Consider the following 20,040-nt stretch of genomic DNA (forward strand, 5'->3'; position numbering starts at 1 on the left):
ATTTCTGGTTCCGCACACCAGACCCGTGAGCCCCTGCGAGGGTTGCGTGCGTCATCTTCACGGAACATGTCTGTTCTCCTGCGCTGACCGACGGTAACTTCCGCCCCGTAAAGCACCCCAGTGCTGGAGGACACATGCACGGGACGCCCCTCGGGCCCACGCCGCCCACGCCGCTGCCGTCCGACCGGCTGCAGTTCGCGATGCCGCCGATGCACGACTCCGTCGAGGAGGAGCGCCGGCACCGCAAGGAACGGCTCGCGGGTGCGTTGCGGGTCTTCGGGCGGCTCGGGTTCGAGGACGGGGTCTCGGGTCACATCACGGCGCGCGACCCCGAGTTCAGCGACTGCTTCTGGGTCAACCCGTTCGGGATGCCGTTCAAGCACGTCACCGTCAGCGACCTCGTGCTCGCCAACTCCGAGGGACAGGTGATCGACGGCCGTTACCACGTGAACCAGGCGGCCTTCACCGTGCACTCCCAGGTCCACGCCGCCCGCCCGGACGTCGTGGCGGTCGCCCACTGCCACTCGGTGCACGGGCGCGCGCTCGCGGCGCTGGGCGAGCTGCTGGACCCGATCACCCAGGAGAGCTGCGCCTTCTACGAGGACCACGCGCTCTACGACGCCTACTCGGGGGTGGCCGTCGACGCCCTGGAGGGCCGCCGGATCGCGACCGCGCTCGGCTCGCACAAGGCGCTCGTCCTGCGCAACCACGGGCTGCTGACCGTCGGCGACTCGGTGGACGCGGCGGCCTGGTGGTTCCTGTCGATGGAACGCTCCTGCCAGGTGCAGCTGACCGCACGGGCGGCGGGCCGTCCGGTCCTCATCGACCACAAACAGGCCGTGGCCACCCGCGAGCAGCTGGGCGGCGACCTGGTCGCGTGGATCAATTACCAGCCGCTGTGGCAGGACATCAGCCGGAGCGAACCGGATCTGCTGAGCTGACGCGGTCAGAAACCCCGGAGGACCACCGCCTTCGTCATCGCGAACTCCTCGTCCGTGAGCACTCCGTCCCGGTGCAGCTCGCCCAACTCCCGCAGCCTGCGGAGCAGTACGTCGTGGTGGTCGGCCGGGGCCGGGACCGGGACCGATGCCGTCAGACGGTCGCGGCCGGTCTGCTCGACGCCGGTGCGGCTGGACGGGTGCGGCAGACGGGCGGTGACCGCGGTGGCGACCAGCGCGGTGAGCAGGTCACGGCGGGCACTGCCCCACAGGTCCAGGGCGTACGGGTCCTTCTCCGGCGGCAGCTTGGAGAACAGCGTCTCGCGGGTCACGAAGCGCAGGAAACCGTCCTCGTAGCCGGAGTTGGGCAGCCACTCGACCTGCACGACGTCGCCCACGTGGATGATCCTCGGGCCGGTCGCCCGTTTGACCCGGTCGGAGGTGTCGGACCAGTCGATCCGCACCTGGGTGCCGTCGAAGGAGACCGTGCCGTCGGAGGAGCGGACGGAGACGGGGACCGGCGGGCCGGGGAGGAGGTAGGTCTTGGTCGGCTCCTTGGGGATCTGGTCCAGGAGCAGGGCGTGCCGGATCTCCTCCGCGACGTACTCGGCGGCCCCGGAGCGGTCGATGTCCACCGTCAGCCGGTACGGATCCGCCGTGTCGGGCAGCCGGCCGCCGGTCGCCTGGAGCAGCGGGTCGGCGCCCTCCCGCAGCCGTATGCGCAGGCGTCCGCGTTTGCGTTCGGGTTCGAAGACGATGCTCGATACGGCTTCGAGCGGTACGGCGATCTCTCCGTACGTCTGCCGGAACAGCGGCACGGAGCGGTGGAGTCCCGGCGTGATCCGGACCGTTGTGCCGTCGAAGGCCCAGGTCCCGTCGCGCTGGATGATCTCGGCCATAGAGAAATTCTCGCAGCAGGGTCAACACGGGGGCCGCTCGTCACCCGGGCTGTGGGTGCTGTCGGGCGTGGGGTGGGTGAGGTAGGGCACAATTCGCTTCCGGTGCCGGGCAGTTGCGGGCGGGGCGGTGGTCGGGCCGGTGGCTGGGCGGCGGAGGTCCCGGTGGTGGGGCGGGCACGGGGGCGGGGGGCTGTGGTGGCCGGTATCTGAGACGGGCTGCCGATCGTGGGGTCGTGAGGCTATAAGGCCGTAAGGGCTGTAAGGCGTGAGGTCGCAGGGAAGGCGGGCGTCGGGCGTGGCGGTGCAGGAGGCTGGGCGGAGCGGCGCGGCAGGGGGCGTGCACGGGGGTGGCTGCACCTGTGGAGACTGTCCGCACGGGGCGCGTGCGGGGCATCGGCGGGCCGTCGCCGAATTCCTGCTGAAGCGGGACGAGTTCGCGGCCGGGCAGGGGCTGCCGGCCGCGGTGGCCCACTCCGCCTCCGCCTCCCGGCAGTGGGTCTCCGAGGAGCTGACGCAGTCGGCGGAACTGGTCGCCGAGCGTGGACGGGCCGAGGGCGCGGCATGGCTGGAGCGGCTGTGGTGGCGTACGGCGTGTGTGGTCTGGGGCCTGGTCCTGGCCTTGCTGCTGGTGCAGGCGCTCACGGCGATCGGGGCGGGGTGGACGGCGGCGCGTACGGCCGGACTGCTGGCGGCGCTGGTGACGGCCGGGGCGCTCACCGCGGCCTCCTGGTTCCACCGGGCGCGGGGCGGCGCGCTGGCGCCGGTCATCGGTGAGGACAACCGGCTGTCCACCTCGCGCGCGGTGGCCGGGGCGTGGGTGCTGTTCACGGCGTACGCCGTGCTCGTGCTGGTGGGGCGGCTGGCGGCGGCATCCGGGCACGCGGAGCGGGACGCGCTGCTCGCGGGTCTTGAGCTCGGGCGGGCTGCCGGTGTGGTGACCGTGCTCGCCGTGGTGTCGGCGATCGCGGTGCTGGTGCGGCGGGTGGTCGGGGTACGGGTACTGGGGCAGCGGCTGCAGAAGGTACGGGCGGATCGGCCTCGGGCGGCCGATCTCCTGACGGATGACGCTGGCCGGGGGGCGTTCGCGGACATCCAGTACGTCGTGATCGGCGGGGTCGCGTTGCTGTTCGCGGCGGTGCGGCTGGGGCGGCGGCCGGACCAGTTGCCGGATCTGCCGTGGGGGTTGGCGGTCGTGGTGCTGATCTCGGCGGCGACGTATCTGGCCGGGAAGTATGCGGAGGGCGGCAGGCCGGTGATCCTCTCTGTGGTGCGGGCGCGGGAGGCCGGGGACCTGGACGCACCGATTCGTACCGGGGACGACATCGAGATCCGGGGAGCGGGGTTCGTGCCGCCCGGGGCGCAGGGGGCGGACCGGTTGTCGCGGATGGTGGTGCGGATCGGGGCCGTGCATGTGCATGTGCCGTTGGTGCCGGTGGCCGGAGGATTCAGCAATCCGACGGATGCGGTGTTGACGGTGCCTGTACCGGCGGATGTGGAGCCGGGGCGGGTGGAGGTGCAGGTGGTTACTGCGGCGGGGGTGGAGACCAATCGGTACGCGATTGACGTGACCGACTGACGGGTGCCTCCGGCGGTTGGGCGGGATGCCTGCGGCGGCCTGTGCGGGGGGAGTGGGGGTGCGCGTGATGCCTGCGGCGGCCTGTGCGGGTGGGGTGGGGGTTCGCGTAGCGCCTGCGGTCGGTGGGTGGTTGGGGCCGCGCCGGGGGGTGTCCGTCCTCGGTCGGGCGGTTGCCGTTGGGCAGAGAGGTGCTGCGTCTTGACGCCCGCCGCTGCGGGCGGACACCCCCCGGCACGTCCCCTTCCCGCCGTGGGCGACTGCGGGCCGCTGTCCCTCACACACCCATGGGGGCGGCAGGCCCTGCGCCGACACCCGTGTGCGGGGAAATTGAGCCGGGCAGGCATTGCGTACGTATGGTCTTTTGAGGGGTCACGGCACGGCGGCGAGAGGCGACTACGGGCGATGACTCACGGTATGCACACGGACACGCACCTCCCCTATCTCGACGGCGGCCGGGACTGGCGGGACACCGCCACCCGGTACGCACTGCTCCCGCTCCGGGTCTTCCTCGGCGTCACGTTCATCTACGCCGGCCTGGACAAACTCACCGACAGCGCCTTCATGAAGGACTCCGGTTCGGGCTCGATCGGCGACATGATGCGTGCCGTTCGTGACTCCTCGGCCATCCCGGCCCTGGTCGACATGGCTCTGAAGAACCCCGTCGGTTTCGGCTACGCCATCGCCTTCGGCGAGCTGGCCGTCGGGATCGGCATCCTCATCGGGCTGTTCGCCCGCCTTGCGGCGCTCGGCGGTGCGCTCATCTCGCTGAGTCTGTGGTTGACGGTGAGCTGGGCCTCCGATCCGTACTACTACGGCAATGACCTGGCGTATCTGATGGCCTGGCTGCCTCTCGTCCTCGCGGGCGCTCCCATGCTCTCCGTGGACGCCGCACTCCGCGCACGGCGACGACAGCGGGCGGGAGGCTATCGCTAGCGGATGCCGGGTCCCGCGTCGTCAGTGGGGCGCGTCGGGCTGTTGGGCCGGGGGCGGTGTGGTGGTGCCGTGGGCCGGTCGGCGGCGTCTGCGTATGCCCCGGGCCACGGCGGCCGCCGTGCCTGCCAGGAACAGGCCGCCCACGACCAGTGGGATCACCACGAACCACGGCGTCTCCCAGGCGCCGCCCGCATCACCGGCGTAGATGATGCCCGCGAGGGTCAGGAAAGTGCCGGCCACCAGTCGGCCGGGCTGGAACTCATGACGCAGCACGGCTCACCTCCGCCTGTCCCACGCCGACGCTGAGGTCGAGGTCCAGCGTGCCCGCTTCCTCGGTGCCTGCGGCCGGTGTCAGGGTCAGCTCCTTGTGCTTGCCCGGTGCCACGTCCACGTCCCGCTCGTCTTCGCCCGGCAACTGGATGTCTCCCACCCCCACGTCGATGCTCGCCTTCACGGTCACGCCCTTGGGGACGATCACCTTCAGCCGTCCCACACCCACATCGGCCCTGGTCATCACGGTCCGGCCTTCGGTGAACTCCACCCGGGTCAAATCCAGCGTGCCGACGCCGGCGCCGAGGTCGTAGTGCCGCTGTACGTCCGCCGCGGTCGTCGGGCGCCAGTTCCGCTCGACCCATTGGGTGCCGATGTCCTTGGGCAGTGCTGCCGAGGCGGCGAGGAGGCCTGCCGTGATGACCGCGAGGAATATGGAGCCCGCTCCGGTGCGGCCCAGGAACGCGCTGACCGCTATGCCCAGGCCGAGGACGAGCAGGGCGCAGGACAGGCCCGTCTGCAGGCTGGTGCCCAGGGCGTGGTCCTCCCAGGTCGAGCCCGTGCCGAGGGCGCCGGCGAGGAGGGCCAGCAGGAACACCCAGCCGCCGATCCAGCGGGGGCCGCGGGGCTTCGGCTGCCGGGGGCGTCGGGCGCGGAGGTCCTCGCGGCTGCCCCAGGGGGTGCCGAGGCCGATGTTGACGGCTGCCGCGATGTCGCGGTCCCGGGAGTCGCGTGGGCCCCAGAGGTAGCCCGTGCCGCCCTCGTGGGTGCCGTCCTTGACGATGGGGTCCCGCCACCAGGAGGGGTAGGCGGCGGGGGCCGGTGGAGCCTGGGCCTCCGGTGGGGCGTCGGCGACGGCCTGGGCGGCGAGCGGGTCCGGGTCGGTGGCGCTGCGGTGCCCTGACCAGTAGCCGGCGCCCGCCAGGAGGAGGGAGAGGACGACGGCGAAGGCCAGCACAGTGCCGTTCGCCAGCAGCGTCAGGAACACGCCGCAGCCGACCAGCGCGAACAGCACGGCGGTCAGCGCCTGGCCGTCCACGCGGCCGGTGAGCAGTTTGCGCACCTCGTTCTCGTCCTCGTCGTCGTACGGGACGAGGAGCCAGGCGAAGCCGTAGAAGATGAGGCCTATGCCGCCGGTCGCGGAGAGCACGGCGAGCGTGATCCGGAAGATCACCGGGTCCATGTCGCACTGCCGCCCGAGCCCGGCGCACACGCCGGCCAGCATCTTGTGCCGCCGGTAGCGCCGGAACCTGTGCGGCGGGGCGAGGACGCCCGCTTCCGGGGGCGTCCCTGTTCCCGCGCCCGCGGGTGCGCGCGGTTCCTCACCCGCGGCGCTCGCGGACGCCGCGCCGGACGGGGTGCCCGGGGGCACGGCGTCCGGCTCGGGCACGGAGTCCGCGGCGTGCTGGTGATCTGTCATGTGTCCATGGTGACGGGCGGGTCGGCCTGACGGGAGTCGGAACGACCCTGGTCGGACCCTGATATCGGCCCTGAGGCGGGGGCCCGGGGTGCGTTCGACGCGGCGGGCCTCGAAGATCAGGGGAGTCTAGGGGGTCGACCCTGATGCCCAGGTCGTCCGGCCGTGTGACCATCGATGGCATGCCGGAAGCCGCAGCAGCGCCCCTCGTCGAACCGCGGCCGCCGCGCAAGCTCTACCGCAGCAGCGACGGACGCTGGCTCGGTGGCGTGGCGCGGGGGCTCGCCGGACATCTCGGGCTGCCCGTCATCTGGGTGCGGCTCGTCTTCGTCGGCCTGTTCATGGCGGACGGCCTCGGCGCACTGCTGTATGCCGCGTTCTGGTTCTTCGTGCCGCTCGGCGTCGGCGGCGTCGACGCACAGAGGCCGCCGCCCTTCGCCACCGAGACCGCGGCCGACGGCCGCCGCAGACTCGTCGCCCGCAAGCCGGACAAGGGGCAGATCGTCGCGCTGCTCCTCATGGTCGTCGTGGCGATGGTCTTCGTCGGCAGCGTCGACCTGGGCAATGGCGCCAAGGCCTATCTCCTGCCCGCCGTGCTCGTCGGCGCGGGCGTCGCCCTGGTCTGGCGCCAGGCGGACAACGCCCGCCGGGCGCGCTGGATGGAGGTCGGGCGGCGTCGGCGCACCCTGACGCTGCTGCGTGCCGCGGGCGGAATAGTGCTGGTCACGGCCGGTGTCTCCGGCATCTTCGTGCTGCAGGGCTCCGCCGCCCACCTCGGCTCCGTCCTGCAGGCTGCCCTGGTCGTCCTCGTCGGCATAACGCTCCTCGCGGGGCCGTACCTGGTCCGGATGACCCAGGACCTCTCCGAGGAGCGCCTGATGCGCATCCGTGCCCAGGAGCGCGCCGAGGTCGCCGCGCACGTCCATGACTCGGTGCTGCACACCCTGACCCTGATCCAGCGCAACGCGGAGAACGCCGGCGAGGTCCGCCGCCTCGCCCGCGCCCAGGAGCGAGACCTGCGCACCTGGCTCTACAAACCCGAGGGCACCGGCAAGGACGAGGCCGACGAACCCAGCAACCTCGCCGACGCGGTCCGGCGCAACGCCGCCGAGATCGAGGACAAGCACGGCGTCCCCATAGAGGTCGTGGTCGTCGGCGACTGCCCGCTCGACGAGAAGATCGGCGCACAGATGCAGGCCGCGCGCGAGGCGATGGTGAACGCCGCGAAGTACGGTGGCGAGGGCGGCGCCGTACAGGTCTACGCCGAGGTGGAGGGGAAGACCGTCTTCGTGTCCGTCCGGGACCGCGGTCCGGGCTTCGACCTCGATTCGATACCCGCCGACCGCATGGGCGTTAGAGAATCGATCATCGGCCGCATGGAGCGCAACGGCGGCACGGCCCGGCTCCGGGCGGTGCCGGGCGGTGGTACGGAGGTCGAGCTGGAGATGGAGAGGGCGGAGAAGACGTCATGAGCGACCCGACCGAGGCGAACGAGCCTGTGGAGTCGACCGGCGGGAGCGCGGGCGAGCGGCACGTGCGCGTGGTCCTCGTCGACGACCACCGCATGTTCCGTACGGGAGTCCAGGCCGAGATCGGCCGCACCGAGCAGACCGGCGTCGAGGTGGTCGGCGAGGCCGCGGACGTCGACCAGGCGGTCACGGTCATCACCGCGACCCGGCCCGAAGTCGTCCTCCTCGATGTGCACCTCCCGGGTGGTGGCGGCGTCGAAGTCCTGCGTCGCTGCGCGCCGTTGATGGCGGACACCGAGCAGCCCGTCCGCTTCCTCGCGCTCTCCGTCTCGGACGCGGCGGAGGATGTGATCGGGGTGATCCGGGGCGGGGCGCGAGGATACGTCACGAAGACGATCACCGGCACGGATCTGGTCGACTCCATCTTCCGGGTTCAGGAGGGCGACGCCGTCTTCTCGCCGCGCCTCGCCGGGTTCGTGCTGGACGCCTTCGCGTCGACGGACGCGCCGCCGGTCGACGAGGATCTCGACCGGCTCACCCAGCGCGAGCGGGAGGTGCTGCGGCTGATCGCCCGCGGCTACGCCTACAAGGAGATCGCCAAGCAGCTCTTCATCTCCGTCAAGACGGTCGAGTCCCATGTCTCGGCGGTCCTGCGGAAGCTCCAGCTGTCCAACCGTCACGAGCTGACGCGGTGGGCTACGGCCCGGCGCCTGGTCTGAGCCCGGTCCCGGCCCGCTCGCTCACGCCACCCGCGTGGCGCCCGCGAACGGCATCTCGTCGAGCGGGGCCACCCGGACCGGCGCCGACGGGTTCGGGGCGTGGATCATCTGGCCGTTGCCGATGTAGAGGCCCACATGGCTGATGCCGGAGTAGAAGAACACCAGGTCGCCCGGGAGGAGTTCGGAGCGCGAGACACGGCGTCCGGCGTCGATCTGGGCGTACGTCGTGCGGGGCAGGGAGAGGCCGGCCGCGCGGTAGGCGGCCTGGGTGAGGCCCGAGCAGTCGAAGGCGTCCGGGCCGGTGGCGCCCCAGACGTAGGGGCTGCCGAGTTTGGAGTAGGCGTACGAAATGGCGGCTGCCGCCCGCGAGTTGGGGGCCTGTGCCGTGGCGGAACCGGGGGCCGTCAGGGCGTCGCGGCTGCCTGTGGAGGAGCGTGCGGCGCGGCCCGCGTCCCCCTGGAGCTGGGCGCGCTCCTCGGCGGTCAGCCGGGCGAGCAGGCCCCGGGCCGTGTCCAGCTTGCCGGTGATCGTGTTCTTGTGCCGGTGCAGTTCGGCCTGGCGGGACTTCAGCGAGGTCAGTTCGATGCGTGCTGCCCCGCGCAGCTGCTCGATCTCCCGTAGCTGCTGGCGGACAGCGGCGACGGACGCCGCCTGCCGGTTGCCGGCGCGTTCGGCGAACTCCGCCCCGTCGAGGTAGCGGTCGGGGTCGTCCGAGAGCGCGAGCTGAAGGGCCGGGTCGAGACCGCCGTCGCGGTACTGTGCCGCCGCCATCGAACCCAGCGCGTCCCGCGCCGAGTTGAGCTTCTCCGTCCTGCGTGCCACCTCGTCCTGCAGGGTCCGGATCCGCCGCTCGGCCGCGTCCGCCTGCTCCTTCGCGCCGTTGTACTTCTCGGTGGCGGCCTCCGCCTCCTGGTACAGCTTGTCGACCTTCGCTTTGACCTGCGCCGGTGTCGGCTGCGGCTCGGCATGCCCCGTCCCGTCGAATCCGGTTGCGCTCGCCGCGCCCGCCAGGGCGATCGTCCATGCCGTGCGGGCCGTACGGCCGCCGACCGAGCGCTGACGGGGCTTTCGATGCGCTGCCACGTGGACTGCACGTCCTTTCCTACGACCGCCCGGTCCCGTCACGCCTGCCGGAGCGGGGGGCGTATCACCGCCCCGGGAGAACGGCGGGCGCATGAGCGCCTGGGGGGAGCGGACGTACGACCGCCCCGGGGCGGGCTACGCGTCCGGCGGCGGCCCACACAGGGGGAGCGGGCCGCCGCCGGACTTTCCTCGGCGGTGGTGTCCGACTGCCGCCCCTGGCCCGGGCGGCGGTGGGGAGCCGGTCACCTGGTGGAGGACGCTAAACCTCCCTGTGTCGGGTCGGTGACGCGTTGTGCGGAAGTGCCGGGAGCGGACCGGGGGATGACCGTAAGTGAGCGTGATCCCCGAGCGGGGGCGTCGGGTCGACGCGGGGTGATGACCGATGTGGCGGTTTCGGGGGCCACGGGGAACGGGGGGTGCTATGGGGCGCATATATGCAGCCGATTAGGCTCCGGCTTCATGGACGTACTCATCCATCTCTTCGTCGGCCTGCACATCATCGGTATCGCCGCGCTGCTCGGTGGTTTCTTCACGCAGATGAAGGCGATGGGTCAGGGCACCGCCCGGTTCGTCCCCGCGATGTTGCACGGCGCCGTGACCATGCTGGTCACCGGGGTGATCCTCGTCGGGCTCAACCAGGCGGACGACCAGTCCGTCAACAACATCAAGATCGGTGTGAAGCTGGCGCTGCTGATCGTGATCCTCGGGCTCGTCTATGTGAAGCGGGACGAGGAGAAGGTGGAGAAGGGGCTGTTCGGGCTCGTGGGGCTGCTGACCGCGGCGAACGTCTTCATCGCTGTTCTTTGGACGTGACTTCGGTCTCGGGGGCGGTTCCGGGCCTGGTTCTGGGGTCGGAACCGGATCCGCATGCGCGGGCGTGCGGGCCCCCAGCAGGCCCGCACCGACGCCGGGTGAAAGTCGTACGCCGCCCCCAGCTGCGCGCGTGCGTCAGGCCGGACGGACCACGCTGTGGATCGACGACTCTCCGTCGTAGTAGATCGATTCCTCGCGGACGTACGCGCCGGGCTTAGGGGCGTGGATCATCATGCCGTTGCCTATGTAGAGGCCCACGTGGCTGATGTCGTCGTAGAAGAAGACCAGGTCGCCGGGCTGGGCGTTGGCGAGGGAGACCGTCGTGCCGGCGTTGACCTGGTCCCAGGTGGTGCGCGGGAGATCCACGCCGGCGGCCTTCCAGGCGGCCTGGGTGAGGCCGGAGCAGTCGTAGGAGTCGGGGCCGGTGGCGCCCCAGACGTACGGCTTGCCCATCTGGGCGCGGGCGAAGGCCAGCGCCTTCTCGGCTTTGGTGGCGTACGAGGAGTCCGTCGCGGATGAGTCCGAGGTGCTCGAGTCGGACGGCTGCTCGGTGCTCGCCTGCTGCTGTGCGGCCTCCTGGCGCTGGCGCTCCGCCTCCTGCTGGCGGGCCAGCTCCGCGGCCTTGCGTGCGGCTTCCTCCTGCTTGCGCTTCTCGATCGCGGCGAGGCGTGCCTTTTCCTCCGCCGTCAGCTTCGAGAGGAGTTCCCGGGCGTCGGAGAGCTTCTGCTGGACCGCGGACTTGGCCTGCTGCAGGTCGTTCTGCGACTCGGTGAGCGTCTCGAGGCTCTTGGTGGCCTCCTGACGCTTCTTCATCGTCGCGGACTGCTGCGTGAAGTAATCGTCGACCGCGTCCTTCTGACGGCCGGTCATGCGGTCCATCAGCTGGGTCTGGTCGAAGTAGTCCTGCGGGCTGTCCGCCAGGAGGAAGGTCGCGGTGTCGGGGGCGGCGGCTCCCGTGCGGTACTGGGCTGCGGCGTTGCGGCCGAGCTCCTCGCGCGCGTCGTTGAGCTCCTGGGTGCGCTTGGCGACGTCGTCCAGGAGGGTGTCGACGCGCTGGCGCTGCGTCGCGGTCTTCTCCTTGGCCGCGTTGTACTTCTCGGTCGCCGACTCCGCCTGGCGGTAGAGGTCGTCGACCTTCTTCTCGACCTCTTCGAGGCTCGGCTTGTCGTCCGCCGAGGGGCTCGCGTTGGCCGTCTGGGACAGCAGGGCCACGGAGGTGAGGGCCGCCGTGGCGAGGGCGGGGGTCCGTATGCCTGCTACGCGTGTCCCTGCGGGACGCGACTTGCGGTGCGACGCCAAGGGAGGCGACTCCTTCCGTGCTCCGCCTACCGAGTTAGCTGTCGGGTTCGGGCGGGTGGTTCGGAAGGGTTGCCCTACGGCCGGTCCCGGGAGGGAAGTCCGGCCGATTCACCCCAGGTTCGGTGGGTCCCCGGCTCCGGTCGCAGTGGCGTACCGGACTCGGCGGAGGCCGTGCGGCCCGGCGACGTTCGCCGGTGGGGGTCGTACGGCCTGCCCGGCACGGTAGCCAACTCGTGTGGCCCCTGTGAAGGTTGATGTTCGATATGCCCGATACATTTTCGTGACCTTCAGTCAGAGGGTTGCGGATCACAGTGGGTGACGGCGTGTTTGTGCAGGTCTGTGATCCATGGGGTGTTGGTGATGCCTGCTCGCTTTTAATCCCATTGCACCCCCTTTGGATATTGATGACGGGTCGTGATCGGAGGATTCCGGAGCGCAAGATTCCGTCGGGCGGGCGGGTTTCGGAAGATCATCGGGCTCGGAAACGGGCGATGTTCTCAGGGCGGCCGCGGGCTGTCAGTGGGGCGCCCTAGACTCGGAGAGCGATGAGCAGCCTCTTTGACGACAGCTTCCTGGCGGACCTCCAGGCCCCACGGGCCCACGAGGAGGAACCTCCGCCGCCGCCCGAGGACGATCACGCTCCGGAACCGGTTCCGGACGATCTGTTCGGCGGGAAGTTCGACGTGCCTCCGGACCGGGACGCCTATTACCGCGACGGCGCCCCGCGCCCGGTCATCGACGCGGCCGCGCTCCTGGAGGGGCTGAACGACAACCAGCGCGCCGCCGTCGTCCACTCCGGCAGCCCGCTGCTCATCGTGGCCGGTGCGGGGTCCGGTAAGACGCGGGTGCTCACCCACCGCATCGCCCATCTGCTGGCCGAGCGGAATGTGCACCCCGGGCAGATCCTCGCGATCACCTTCACCAACAAGGCCGCGGGCGAGATGAAGGAGCGCGTCGAGCAGCTCGTCGGGCCGCGCGCGAACGCGATGTGGGTGATGACCTTCCACAGCGCGTGCGTGCGCATCCTGCGCAGAGAGAGCAAGAAGCTCGGGTTCACGTCGTCGTTCTCGATCTACGACGCCGCCGACAGCAAGCGGCTGATGGCGCTGGTGTGCCGGGATCTGGATCTTGATCCGAAGCGGTTCCCGCCCAAGTCCTTCAGCGCCAAGATCAGCAACCTGAAGAACGAGCTGATCGACGAGGAGGACTTCGCGGCACAGGCGAGCGACGGCTTCGAGAAGACCCTCGCCCAGGCCTACGCCCTGTACCAGTCGCGGCTGCGCGAGGCGAACGCCCTCGACTTCGACGACCTGATCATGACGACGGTCAATCTGTTGCGCGCGTTCCCGGACGTCGCCGAGCACTACCGCCGCCGCTTCCGGCACGTCCTGGTCGACGAGTACCAGGACACCAACCACGCCCAGTACGCGCTCGTGCGCGAGCTCGTCGGCACCAGCGAGCACCCCGTGGACGTGCCGCCGAGCGAATACGACATCCCGCCCGCCGAGCTGTGCGTCGTGGGTGACGCCGACCAGTCGATCTACGCCTTCCGGGGCGCCACCATCCGCAACATCCTCCAGTTCGAGGAGGACTACCCGGACGCGACGACGATTCTGCTGGAGCAGAACTACCGCTCGACGCAGACGATCCTGTCCGCCGCCAACGCGGTCATCGAGCGCAACGAGTCCCGCCGGCCCAAGAACCTGTGGACCAACGCGGGCGCGGGCGCGCGGATCACCGGCTATGTCGCGGACACCGAGCACGACGAGGCCCAGTTCGTCGCCGACGAGATAGACCGCCTCACGGACGCGGGCGAGGCGAAGGCCGGGGACGTCGCCGTCTTCTACCGGACGAACGCCCAGTCCCGTGTCTTCGAAGAGGTCTTCATCCGCGTCGGCCTGCCCTACAAGGTCGTCGGCGGCGTCCGCTTCTACGAGCGCAAGGAGGTCCGGGACGTCCTGGCGTACCTGCGGGTGCTGGCCAACCCGGAGGACTCGGTGCCGCTGCGACGGATCCTCAACGTCCCCAAGCGGGGCATCGGCGAGCGCGCCGAGGCGATGATCGACGCCCTGTCCCAGCGCGAGAAGATCAGCTTCCCGCAGGCGCTCAAGCGCGTCGACGAGGCGTACGGCATGGCCGCGCGGTCGACCAACGCCGTCAAGCGGTTCAACACGCTGATGGAGGAGCTCCGTACGATCGTCGAGTCCGGCGCGGGACCGGCGACCGTCCTGGAGGCGGTGCTGGAACGCACCGGCTATCTCGCCGAGTTGCAGGCATCGACCGATCCGCAGGACGAGACCCGCATCGAGAACCTTCAGGAACTCGCGGCCGTGGCCCTGGAGTTCGAGCAGGAGACCGGTGAGGAAGAGACCTCGGGAGGGCTCGCGGACTTCCTGGAGCGGGTCGCGCTCGTCGCCGACTCCGACCAGATCCCCGACGAGGAGGAGGACGGCTCCGGCGTCATCACCCTGATGACCCTGCACACCGCCAAGGGCCTGGAGTTCCCGGTCGTCTTCCTCACCGGCATGGAGGACGGCGTCTTCCCGCACATGCGCGCCCTCGGCCAGACCAAGGAGCTGGAGGAGGAGCGGCGGCTCGCGTACGTCGGCATCACACGCGCGCGTGAGCGGCTGTATCTGACGCGCTCGTCGATGCGCAGCGCGTGGGGGCAGCCGTCGTACAACCCGCCCTCCCGCTTCCTGGAGGAGATCCCGGCGGCGCACGTGGACTGGAAGCGGACGGGTGCGACCGCGCCCATGTCCTCCGGTCCCGCGGCCGGGGTGGCGGCCTCCCTGTCCTCGTCCCGCTCGCGTTCGGCGGCGTCGGGCGCATCCGGCTTCGCCACCCGCCGCACCACGGAGAAGCCGGTCGTCCAGCTCGCGGTCGGGGACCGGGTCACGCACGACCAGTTCGGGCTCGGCACCGTGATGGCGGTGAAGGGCACGGGTGCGAACGCCGAGGCGACGATCGACTTCGGGGACACCAAGCCGAAGCGGTTGCTGTTGCGGTATGCGCCGGTGGAGAAGCTCTAGCCTGCCCGTGCAGTGAACCCCCGCTGGAAGGGCGGGGGTTCACAAGGTGGTGAGTCGCGTGCGCTGACCTACGACGGGTCCAGGCCGTGGCTGCGCAGCCAGGAGAGCGGGTCTATCGGCGAACCGCCGGCCGGCCGTACCTCGAGGTGCAGATGCGGGCCGGTCGAGTTGCCGGAGTTGCCGGAGTACGCGATCGGGTCGCCGGCCTTCACCGTCGTACCGGAGGCGACACGGTAGCTGGAGAGGTGGCAGTACCACGTCTCCGTGCCGTCCTTCGCGGTCACGATCATCATGTTGCCGTAGGCGCTGTTCCACTGGGTGCGGACGGTGCCGTCGGTCACGGCCATCACCGTCGTGCCGTACGAGACCGGGAAGTCGATGCCGGTGTGCATGGACATCCAGTTGATGCCGGCCTGCCCGAAATAGGCGCTGAGCCCTTGCTGGGCGACCGGCAGCGCGAACTTGGGGCGCAGTCGCTCCTTGCGGGCCGCCTCTTCGGCGGCCTTCCGCTTCTCCGCCGCCTGCTGCGCCTTGAGGTCGATGCGCTCCTGCGTACGGCTGGCCCGGTCGGCGAAGTCGTCGGCGCCGGCGGCGAGGGTCTCGAGCTGGGCGTCCAGCTTGTTGTTCGCGGTGGACGGCTTCACGGCCGCGCCGTCCGAGGCCGTCGTCGCCGTGTCCTTGTCGTCGGTCAGGGTGCCGACGGAGGCCGCGGCGATCCCCGCGACGCCCATCACACACGCCGAGGGCACGGCGACCGTCAGCAGCGCCGAGCGCTTGGGGGGCGTACGGCGGCGGGAGCGGGACCCGCTGCGGGAGGCGGCGCGTGGGGCGGGGGCCGGGGTGGCCTCTTCCTGGTCGTCGAGGAGCGGGGCCGCTTCGGGGAGTTCGCCGGTGGCGGTCGGGTCGGTGTCGCCCTGCGCGGGGTGGTCGTAGCCGGTCGCGGAGTCGTCGTAGCCGACGGGGACGCCGTGCTCGATCTGCTCGAAGTGCGCGGTCGCCTGCTGATCGAAGGATTCTGCTGACTGTTCGTACGCGTCGGACGCCTGTGCGGCGCCGCCGTCGGCGTTCCACTGGGTGGCGTCGTACGTGCCCGTCTCGAAGGTCTGCGTGCCCCATTCCCACTGCTGGGTCTGGTCGGCCGGGGCGCCGGACTGGTCGGGCTGGAGCCAGGCGCTCGCGTCCCACTGCCCGGAAGTGTCGTGGCCGGTGGCCTGGTGCGGGACGAAGGCGAGGTGCTGCTGGCCGGTGTTCCAGGCGGTGGTGTCGTACGCGCCGGTGTCGTAGGCGGCGTGGTGCTGGGCCGCATAGGCGTCGTAGTTCAGCGTCTGCTGGCTGCCCGTGGACCACTGCGTGGTGTCGTACCCGCCCGCGCTCTCGCCGGGGAGGCAGCCGAACAGGGGGTCCGCGTCGAAGGTCGTGGTGGTGTGGCCGGCGGCGTCGAAACCGGTGGCGTCGTACGTGCCGTACGTGGTGGAGTCACCGTACTGGGCTTCCTGGGCGCCGTAGGGCGCGTAGTGCGCCGAGGCGGCATCGGAAGCCGGAGTCGGGGAGGTCATGGTCCCCGACGGGTGACGATCGTTCACCAACTTCTCTCTCGCCTCGACAACAGGGGCTGCCAGAGCAGTGCGGCGACTGTACCCGGCGGTATGCGGGCACGACAATCTTCGGCAGGTTTCGCGCGCGCAGGAAACGGGCATTCGGCCGTGTTTTGGCGGACTGCGGGCGCGAGTTTGGCCTTGTGTTCGAAGATTGTTCGAGGTCGCTCGGCTGTCCCGAGGCTGTGTGGCTGGTGTGATTCAGGTGTTGAGGCGGGCACCGAGGGCGCCGCCGGGGCGCCGTCGGTGGAGCTGTCGGGGCCTGCCGGTCACGCCACGGTGAGGCCGCCTGCCCGGCGGGCGGCTTCGGCGCCCGCCCCTGCCGCGTCGAGGGCCTGCCGTATTCCGGTTGCCACGGCGGGGTGCACCGGCAGGGCGAGGTGGCCGATGCCGCTCACGCGGACGTTCTGCGCCATCAGGTCCGGGTGGTCGATGCAGGCCGTGTCCAGCGGATCCATCAGGTGGTCGAGGTCGCTCCAGAAGCTCACGAAGTGCGTACGGCAGCCGGGCGCGGGACGGCTCAGTTCTTCTAGGACCGGTGAGCCGGGGCGCATCTGACGGACGATCGGGTGCGCGTTCGCCAGCGGGACGACACGGGTGCCGGAGTGCGGGGTGCCGAGGGTGACGAGCGTGCGGACCCTGAGGTCGCCGCCGAGGCACTGCACGTAATAACGCGCTATGAGCCCGCCGAGGCTGTGCCCGACGATGTCGACCTGCCGGTTGCCGGTGCGCTCGCAGATCTCCTCTATGTGCCGGCCGAGCAGTTCGGCGGCGATGCGGATGTCGCAGGTCAGCGGGGAGTAGTTGAGCGACTCGACCTGGTGCCTGCCGTGCTGGGCGAGGCTGCGGCGCAGCAGGACGAAGACCGAGCGGTTGTCGATGAAACCGTGCAGCAGGACGACCGGGGGGTCGGTCTCCGTCGGCAGCTGGGTGGTGCCCCTGGCGGCCGGGGAGCCCTGTGTCGGGAGCGTGGGCGTGGACCGGCGCTCCTGGGTGATGCCGGAGGGATAGAGGAGCAGGTGTCCGGCGAGGATCGCGATCTCCAGGGCGGTCGCCTTCAGCAGGGCCAGGGAGAGACCGGCGAGCCTGCCTGGGAGCAGGCGCCGGCAGAGCGGGAGAAAGGGGAGTGCTGCCCCGGTGACCTTCATGGCCCGACCTCCTTGTGGCACGCAGGAGGACGGCTCCGGCCCCCGTGTGCCCTCGTGGGAAGTCGCGGCGGAGGCGGCCGGCGGGGCGAGCGGAGGGTGCGTGGGACAAGTGAGGCGCGTGACGCGAGTCGGCCCGGTCGGCCTTGATGCGCCGGTGACCTGACGAGGCTCCCTGCCGGTGTGGCGACGAGGCTCCCCGCTGTCGTGCCTTACCTGCCCTGCGTGCCCTTCGTGCCACCGTCGATGCGCCGCACCCTCACGTCGCGCGGCCCTGCGGCGCGGTGGTGCGGCGACCTCGTTGCGGCTCCCGTTGCGCGTGGTTCCGCTGCGACGCGGGGCCGCAAGCTGCTGCGGCCCGTGTGCCGCGGTGATGTGGAACGGTGCGCGGCGAACGTGTCCCACCGTGTGATTTCCCCCTCGGTCTGCACCGCGAAACTGCCGGTTGCGGGATGCTGGAGATAACGTTCGTTCACTTCCCCGGGCGGTGTGGCCCGGGCGTCCGTGCCGTGGAGGCGCGTTCGGCGCGGTGAGCGGCGGAAACGCGCAATACGCGCACCATGTATGACATGTGCGCCGTGTGCGGCATAACTCATATATGGGCAGTACTTGTCGGTACGGATGGATGTAGTCGCTTCATGGAGGCAGTGATGGGTGTGGCAGCCGGTCCGATCCGCGTGGTGGTGGCCAAGCCGGGGCTCGACGGCCACGATCGGGGAGCCAAGGTGATCGCGCGGGCGCTGCGCGACGCCGGCATGGAGGTCATCTACACCGGGCTTCACCAGACACCCGAGCAGATCGTCGACACCGCGATCCAGGAGGACGCGGACGCGATCGGTCTCTCCATCCTCTCCGGCGCCCACAACACCCTTTTCGCCGCGGTGATCGACCTCCTCAAGGAGCGGGACGCGGAGGACATTCTGCTCTTCGGTGGCGGAATCATCCCCGAAGCGGATATTCCGCCGTTGAAGGAGAAGGGCGTCGCGGAGATCTTCACGCCTGGGGCGACGACGCAGGCGATCGTGGACTGGGTGCGGGCCAACGTGCGTCAGCCGGCCGGAGCCTAGACCGTTGTGCGGAGCGGGTGGTCCGGGGTGGGCACCGGCTCCAGCTCCTCGGCCATGGCCGCCCGCAACCGCAACGTCGTGACGAGTCGCTGGAACGCCTCCGCCCAGTACCCGCCTGCGCCCGGAGACGCGTCCTCCGGTTCGTCCGGTACCGCCAGCAGGGCGTCGAGACGGCTCGCCTCGGCCGGATCGAGGCAGCGTTCGGCCAAGCCCATCACGCCACTGAAACTCCATGGATAACTCCCCGCGTCCCGCGCGATGTTGAGCGCGTCGACCACCGCGCGCCCGAGCGGCGCCGCCCACGGCACCGCGCACACCCCGAGCAGCTGAAACGCCTCGGACAGACCGTGCGTCGCGATGAACCCCGCCACCCACTCGGCCCGCTCGGCGGAGCCCAGCGTGCCGAGCAGCTTCGCCCGCTCCGCCAGGGACACCGCGCCCGGGCCGCCGGCCTCGGGTGCCGAGGGTGATCCGAGGAGCGCCCGCGCCCACTCGGCGTCCCGCTGCCGCACCGCCGCCCGGCACCAGGCCGCGTGCAGCTCGCTCTGCCAGTCGTCCGCCACCGGCAGCTCCACGATCTCCCGAGGTGTACGTCCCCCGAGCCGCCCCGGCCACGCGGCGAGCGGTGTCGCCTCCATCAACTGACCGAACCACCAGGACCGTTCACCCCGTCCTGCCGGAGCCTTGGGTACGACCCCGTCGCGCTCCATGCCCGCATCGCACTGGTGCGGTGCCTCGACACCGATCGTCGGCGTCTGCTGGGTGTGGTCCAGCGCCACGCACGCCCCGGCGCGCGCCGCCATCCGCGCGGCGAGCGCCGAACCCGGCAGCGCCGAGAGCAACTCCGCCGCCGTCGCCCGGACATTGCGGCTCCGGTCGGCCAGCGCCTGCTCCAGGAACGGCTCGTCCTCCGGTCCCAGCCCGGTGCGCAGCGAGTCGAGGAACATCAGCCGGTCCTCGGCCCGCTCCGTCGCCCACGTGCTGGCCAGCAGCTCGCGCGCGGCGGCGGGCTCATGCGCCCGTATCGCGGAGAGCAGGGCGACCCGCTCGGCGAACAGCCCCTCCCGCCATAGCTGTTGGACCTCGGCCGCGTCCTCCAGGTGCGGCAGCGCCGCACCCCGGCCGGGTGCCGCGCGCAGGGCGAAGCGCCAGTCCGGGTTCAGCCGGGCGAGCCACACCGCCCGCGGGCCGGCGAACGTCAGCGCCGCCGGCCGCAGATCCGTACGTCCCCGCGCCGCGTCCAGCAGCGCGGGGAGCGCCTGAGGGGGCGGCGCGAAACCGCGGGCGTTCGCCGTCGCGAGCCACTGGGGGAGCAGTTCCATGAGGTCCGGTGCCGTGCCTCTGCGGCCGCCACCGGCCGCGCCCGGACGATCGGCCAGCAGCATCGCCAGCCGGCGGGCCGCTGCCGGGGGCAGCGCGGGACGCGGGTCCTCGGGAGCCGGCTGGGGTCGCTGCGCCGCTCGCGCCGGCCGTAGCCCCGCCCGCCGCCGGACGGTCTCCACCGCCGCCGTGTCCAGCAGTGCCGTCGGCGCCTCCGGGCCAGGCTCGCAGCCCGGGGGCGTGCGCCGGTCCGTGCCGAGCAGGGCGGCTGTGACGAGGTCCTCCCAGGCGTCCGGCGCCGGCGAATCCACCGAAGTCGCGGGACTGTTCATGAGGTTCATTCCTCTCTGCCTTCGTGGCCCTCGTGGCCCTCGTGCCGGATGTCGTGGAGTGGTGGAGCGGTCACCGGAGCCGGGTGGGGTCGAGTCGGTGGGCCTGACGGGTGGGGACGGCCGGGACGGCGGA

16 protein-coding genes and 1 riboswitch are annotated in these 20,040 nt (G+C 71.1%); of the genes, 8 read left to right on the forward strand and 8 right to left on the reverse strand.

Features of this window, described 5'->3' with window-relative positions; all coding sequences use genetic code 11:
• The first annotated feature begins 134 nt into the window (after window positions 1-134).
• Window positions 135-941 carry a class II aldolase/adducin family protein gene (locus ACIBU0_RS21245; protein WP_398820449.1) on the forward strand — a complete coding sequence of 269 codons (807 nt, stop codon included), beginning with the start codon at window positions 135-137 and terminating at the stop codon, window positions 939-941.
• Window positions 942-946: 5 nt separating this feature from the next.
• On the opposite strand, the gene ACIBU0_RS21250 is transcribed toward ACIBU0_RS21245, so the two are convergent.
• A complete protein-coding gene (locus tag ACIBU0_RS21250; RefSeq protein ID WP_398820452.1) occupies window positions 947-1,837 on the reverse strand; it encodes a DUF4429 domain-containing protein in 891 nt (296 codons plus the stop codon).
• A 295-nt stretch (window positions 1,838-2,132) separates the two neighbouring features.
• Here ACIBU0_RS21250 and ACIBU0_RS21255 point away from each other — a divergent pair, with 295 nt between their 5' ends.
• Both ACIBU0_RS21255 and ACIBU0_RS21260 read left to right on the forward strand, forming a co-directional pair.
• Complete coding sequence (locus tag ACIBU0_RS21255) at window positions 2,133-3,413, forward strand: hypothetical protein (protein ID WP_398820455.1); 1,281 nt, start codon at window positions 2,133-2,135, stop codon at window positions 3,411-3,413.
• Between the two features lie 402 nt (window positions 3,414-3,815).
• Window positions 3,816-4,346, forward strand: coding sequence for a DoxX family protein (locus tag ACIBU0_RS21260; RefSeq protein ID WP_398820457.1), 531 nt, complete (start codon window positions 3,816-3,818; stop codon window positions 4,344-4,346).
• Between the two features lie 21 nt (window positions 4,347-4,367).
• Here ACIBU0_RS21260 and ACIBU0_RS21265 read toward each other — a convergent pair whose 3' ends face one another.
• Window positions 4,368-4,619: a hypothetical protein gene (locus ACIBU0_RS21265; protein WP_398820460.1), complete on the reverse strand. Its 252-nt coding sequence runs from the start codon at window positions 4,617-4,619 to the stop codon at window positions 4,368-4,370.
• Window positions 4,606-6,036 carry a PspC domain-containing protein gene (locus ACIBU0_RS21270; protein WP_398820463.1) on the reverse strand — a complete coding sequence of 477 codons (1,431 nt, stop codon included), beginning with the start codon at window positions 6,034-6,036 and terminating at the stop codon, window positions 4,606-4,608. Before ACIBU0_RS21270 ends, ACIBU0_RS21265 begins: the two co-directional genes overlap by 14 nt.
• Window positions 6,037-6,179: 143 nt before the next feature.
• On the opposite strand from ACIBU0_RS21270, the gene ACIBU0_RS21275 reads away from it, so the two are divergent.
• Together ACIBU0_RS21275 and ACIBU0_RS21280 are read left to right on the forward strand one after the other, a co-directional pair.
• Window positions 6,180-7,505, forward strand: coding sequence for a PspC domain-containing protein (locus ACIBU0_RS21275; RefSeq protein WP_398820465.1), 1,326 nt, complete (start codon window positions 6,180-6,182; stop codon window positions 7,503-7,505).
• Window positions 7,502-8,221, forward strand: coding sequence for a LuxR C-terminal-related transcriptional regulator (locus ACIBU0_RS21280; RefSeq protein ID WP_398820468.1), 720 nt, complete (start codon window positions 7,502-7,504; stop codon window positions 8,219-8,221). The genes ACIBU0_RS21275 and ACIBU0_RS21280 overlap by 4 nt, the downstream gene beginning before the upstream one ends.
• 21 nt (window positions 8,222-8,242) lie before the next feature.
• Here the strand turns inward: ACIBU0_RS21280 and ACIBU0_RS21285 are convergent, their stop codons facing one another.
• Complete coding sequence (locus ACIBU0_RS21285; protein ID WP_398820471.1) at window positions 8,243-9,304, reverse strand: NlpC/P60 family protein; 1,062 nt, start codon at window positions 9,302-9,304, stop codon at window positions 8,243-8,245.
• A gap of 459 nt (window positions 9,305-9,763) precedes the next feature.
• Here ACIBU0_RS21285 and ACIBU0_RS21290 point away from each other — a divergent pair, with 459 nt between their 5' ends.
• Window positions 9,764-10,117, forward strand: coding sequence for a hypothetical protein (locus tag ACIBU0_RS21290; protein WP_398820474.1), 354 nt, complete (start codon window positions 9,764-9,766; stop codon window positions 10,115-10,117).
• Between the two features lie 135 nt (window positions 10,118-10,252).
• Here ACIBU0_RS21290 and ACIBU0_RS21295 read toward each other — a convergent pair whose 3' ends face one another.
• Window positions 10,253-11,416: an NlpC/P60 family protein gene (locus tag ACIBU0_RS21295; RefSeq protein WP_398820476.1), complete on the reverse strand. Its 1,164-nt coding sequence runs from the start codon at window positions 11,414-11,416 to the stop codon at window positions 10,253-10,255.
• 8 nt (window positions 11,417-11,424) lie between these two features.
• A riboswitch (cyclic di-AMP (ydaO/yuaA leader) is annotated at window positions 11,425-11,591 on the reverse strand.
• A gap of 370 nt (window positions 11,592-11,961) precedes the next feature.
• Between ACIBU0_RS21295 and pcrA the strand changes: the two genes are divergently transcribed.
• On the forward strand, window positions 11,962-14,448 hold the full coding sequence (pcrA, locus tag ACIBU0_RS21300; RefSeq protein WP_398820478.1) for a DNA helicase PcrA: 2,487 nt from the start codon (window positions 11,962-11,964) through the stop codon (window positions 14,446-14,448).
• Window positions 14,449-14,516: 68 nt separating this feature from the next.
• Here pcrA and ACIBU0_RS21305 read toward each other — a convergent pair whose 3' ends face one another.
• Entirely contained in the window at window positions 14,517-16,004 is a 1,488-nt protein-coding gene (locus tag ACIBU0_RS21305; RefSeq protein ID WP_398820481.1) for a M23 family metallopeptidase, read from the reverse strand.
• A gap of 308 nt (window positions 16,005-16,312) precedes the next feature.
• Window positions 16,313-17,191: a lipase family alpha/beta hydrolase gene (locus ACIBU0_RS21310; protein WP_398820484.1), complete on the reverse strand. Its 879-nt coding sequence runs from the start codon at window positions 17,189-17,191 to the stop codon at window positions 16,313-16,315.
• A gap of 647 nt (window positions 17,192-17,838) precedes the next feature.
• Here ACIBU0_RS21310 and ACIBU0_RS21315 point away from each other — a divergent pair.
• Window positions 17,839-18,255: a cobalamin B12-binding domain-containing protein gene (locus ACIBU0_RS21315; RefSeq protein WP_398820487.1), complete on the forward strand. Its 417-nt coding sequence runs from the start codon at window positions 17,839-17,841 to the stop codon at window positions 18,253-18,255.
• On the opposite strand, the gene ACIBU0_RS21320 is transcribed toward ACIBU0_RS21315, so the two are convergent.
• The gene (locus ACIBU0_RS21320; protein ID WP_398820490.1) at window positions 18,252-19,907 is read right to left on the reverse strand and encodes a DUF5691 domain-containing protein; all 1,656 of its coding nucleotides are present in this window, start codon (window positions 19,905-19,907) and stop codon (window positions 18,252-18,254) included. The genes ACIBU0_RS21315 and ACIBU0_RS21320 overlap by 4 nt on opposite strands.
• Window positions 19,908-20,040: the final 133 nt, after the last annotated feature.

The sequence above is a fragment of the Streptomyces sp. NPDC049627 genome (assembly GCF_044465645.1).
In the GTDB taxonomy this organism is placed as follows: domain Bacteria; phylum Actinomycetota; class Actinomycetes; order Streptomycetales; family Streptomycetaceae; genus Streptomyces.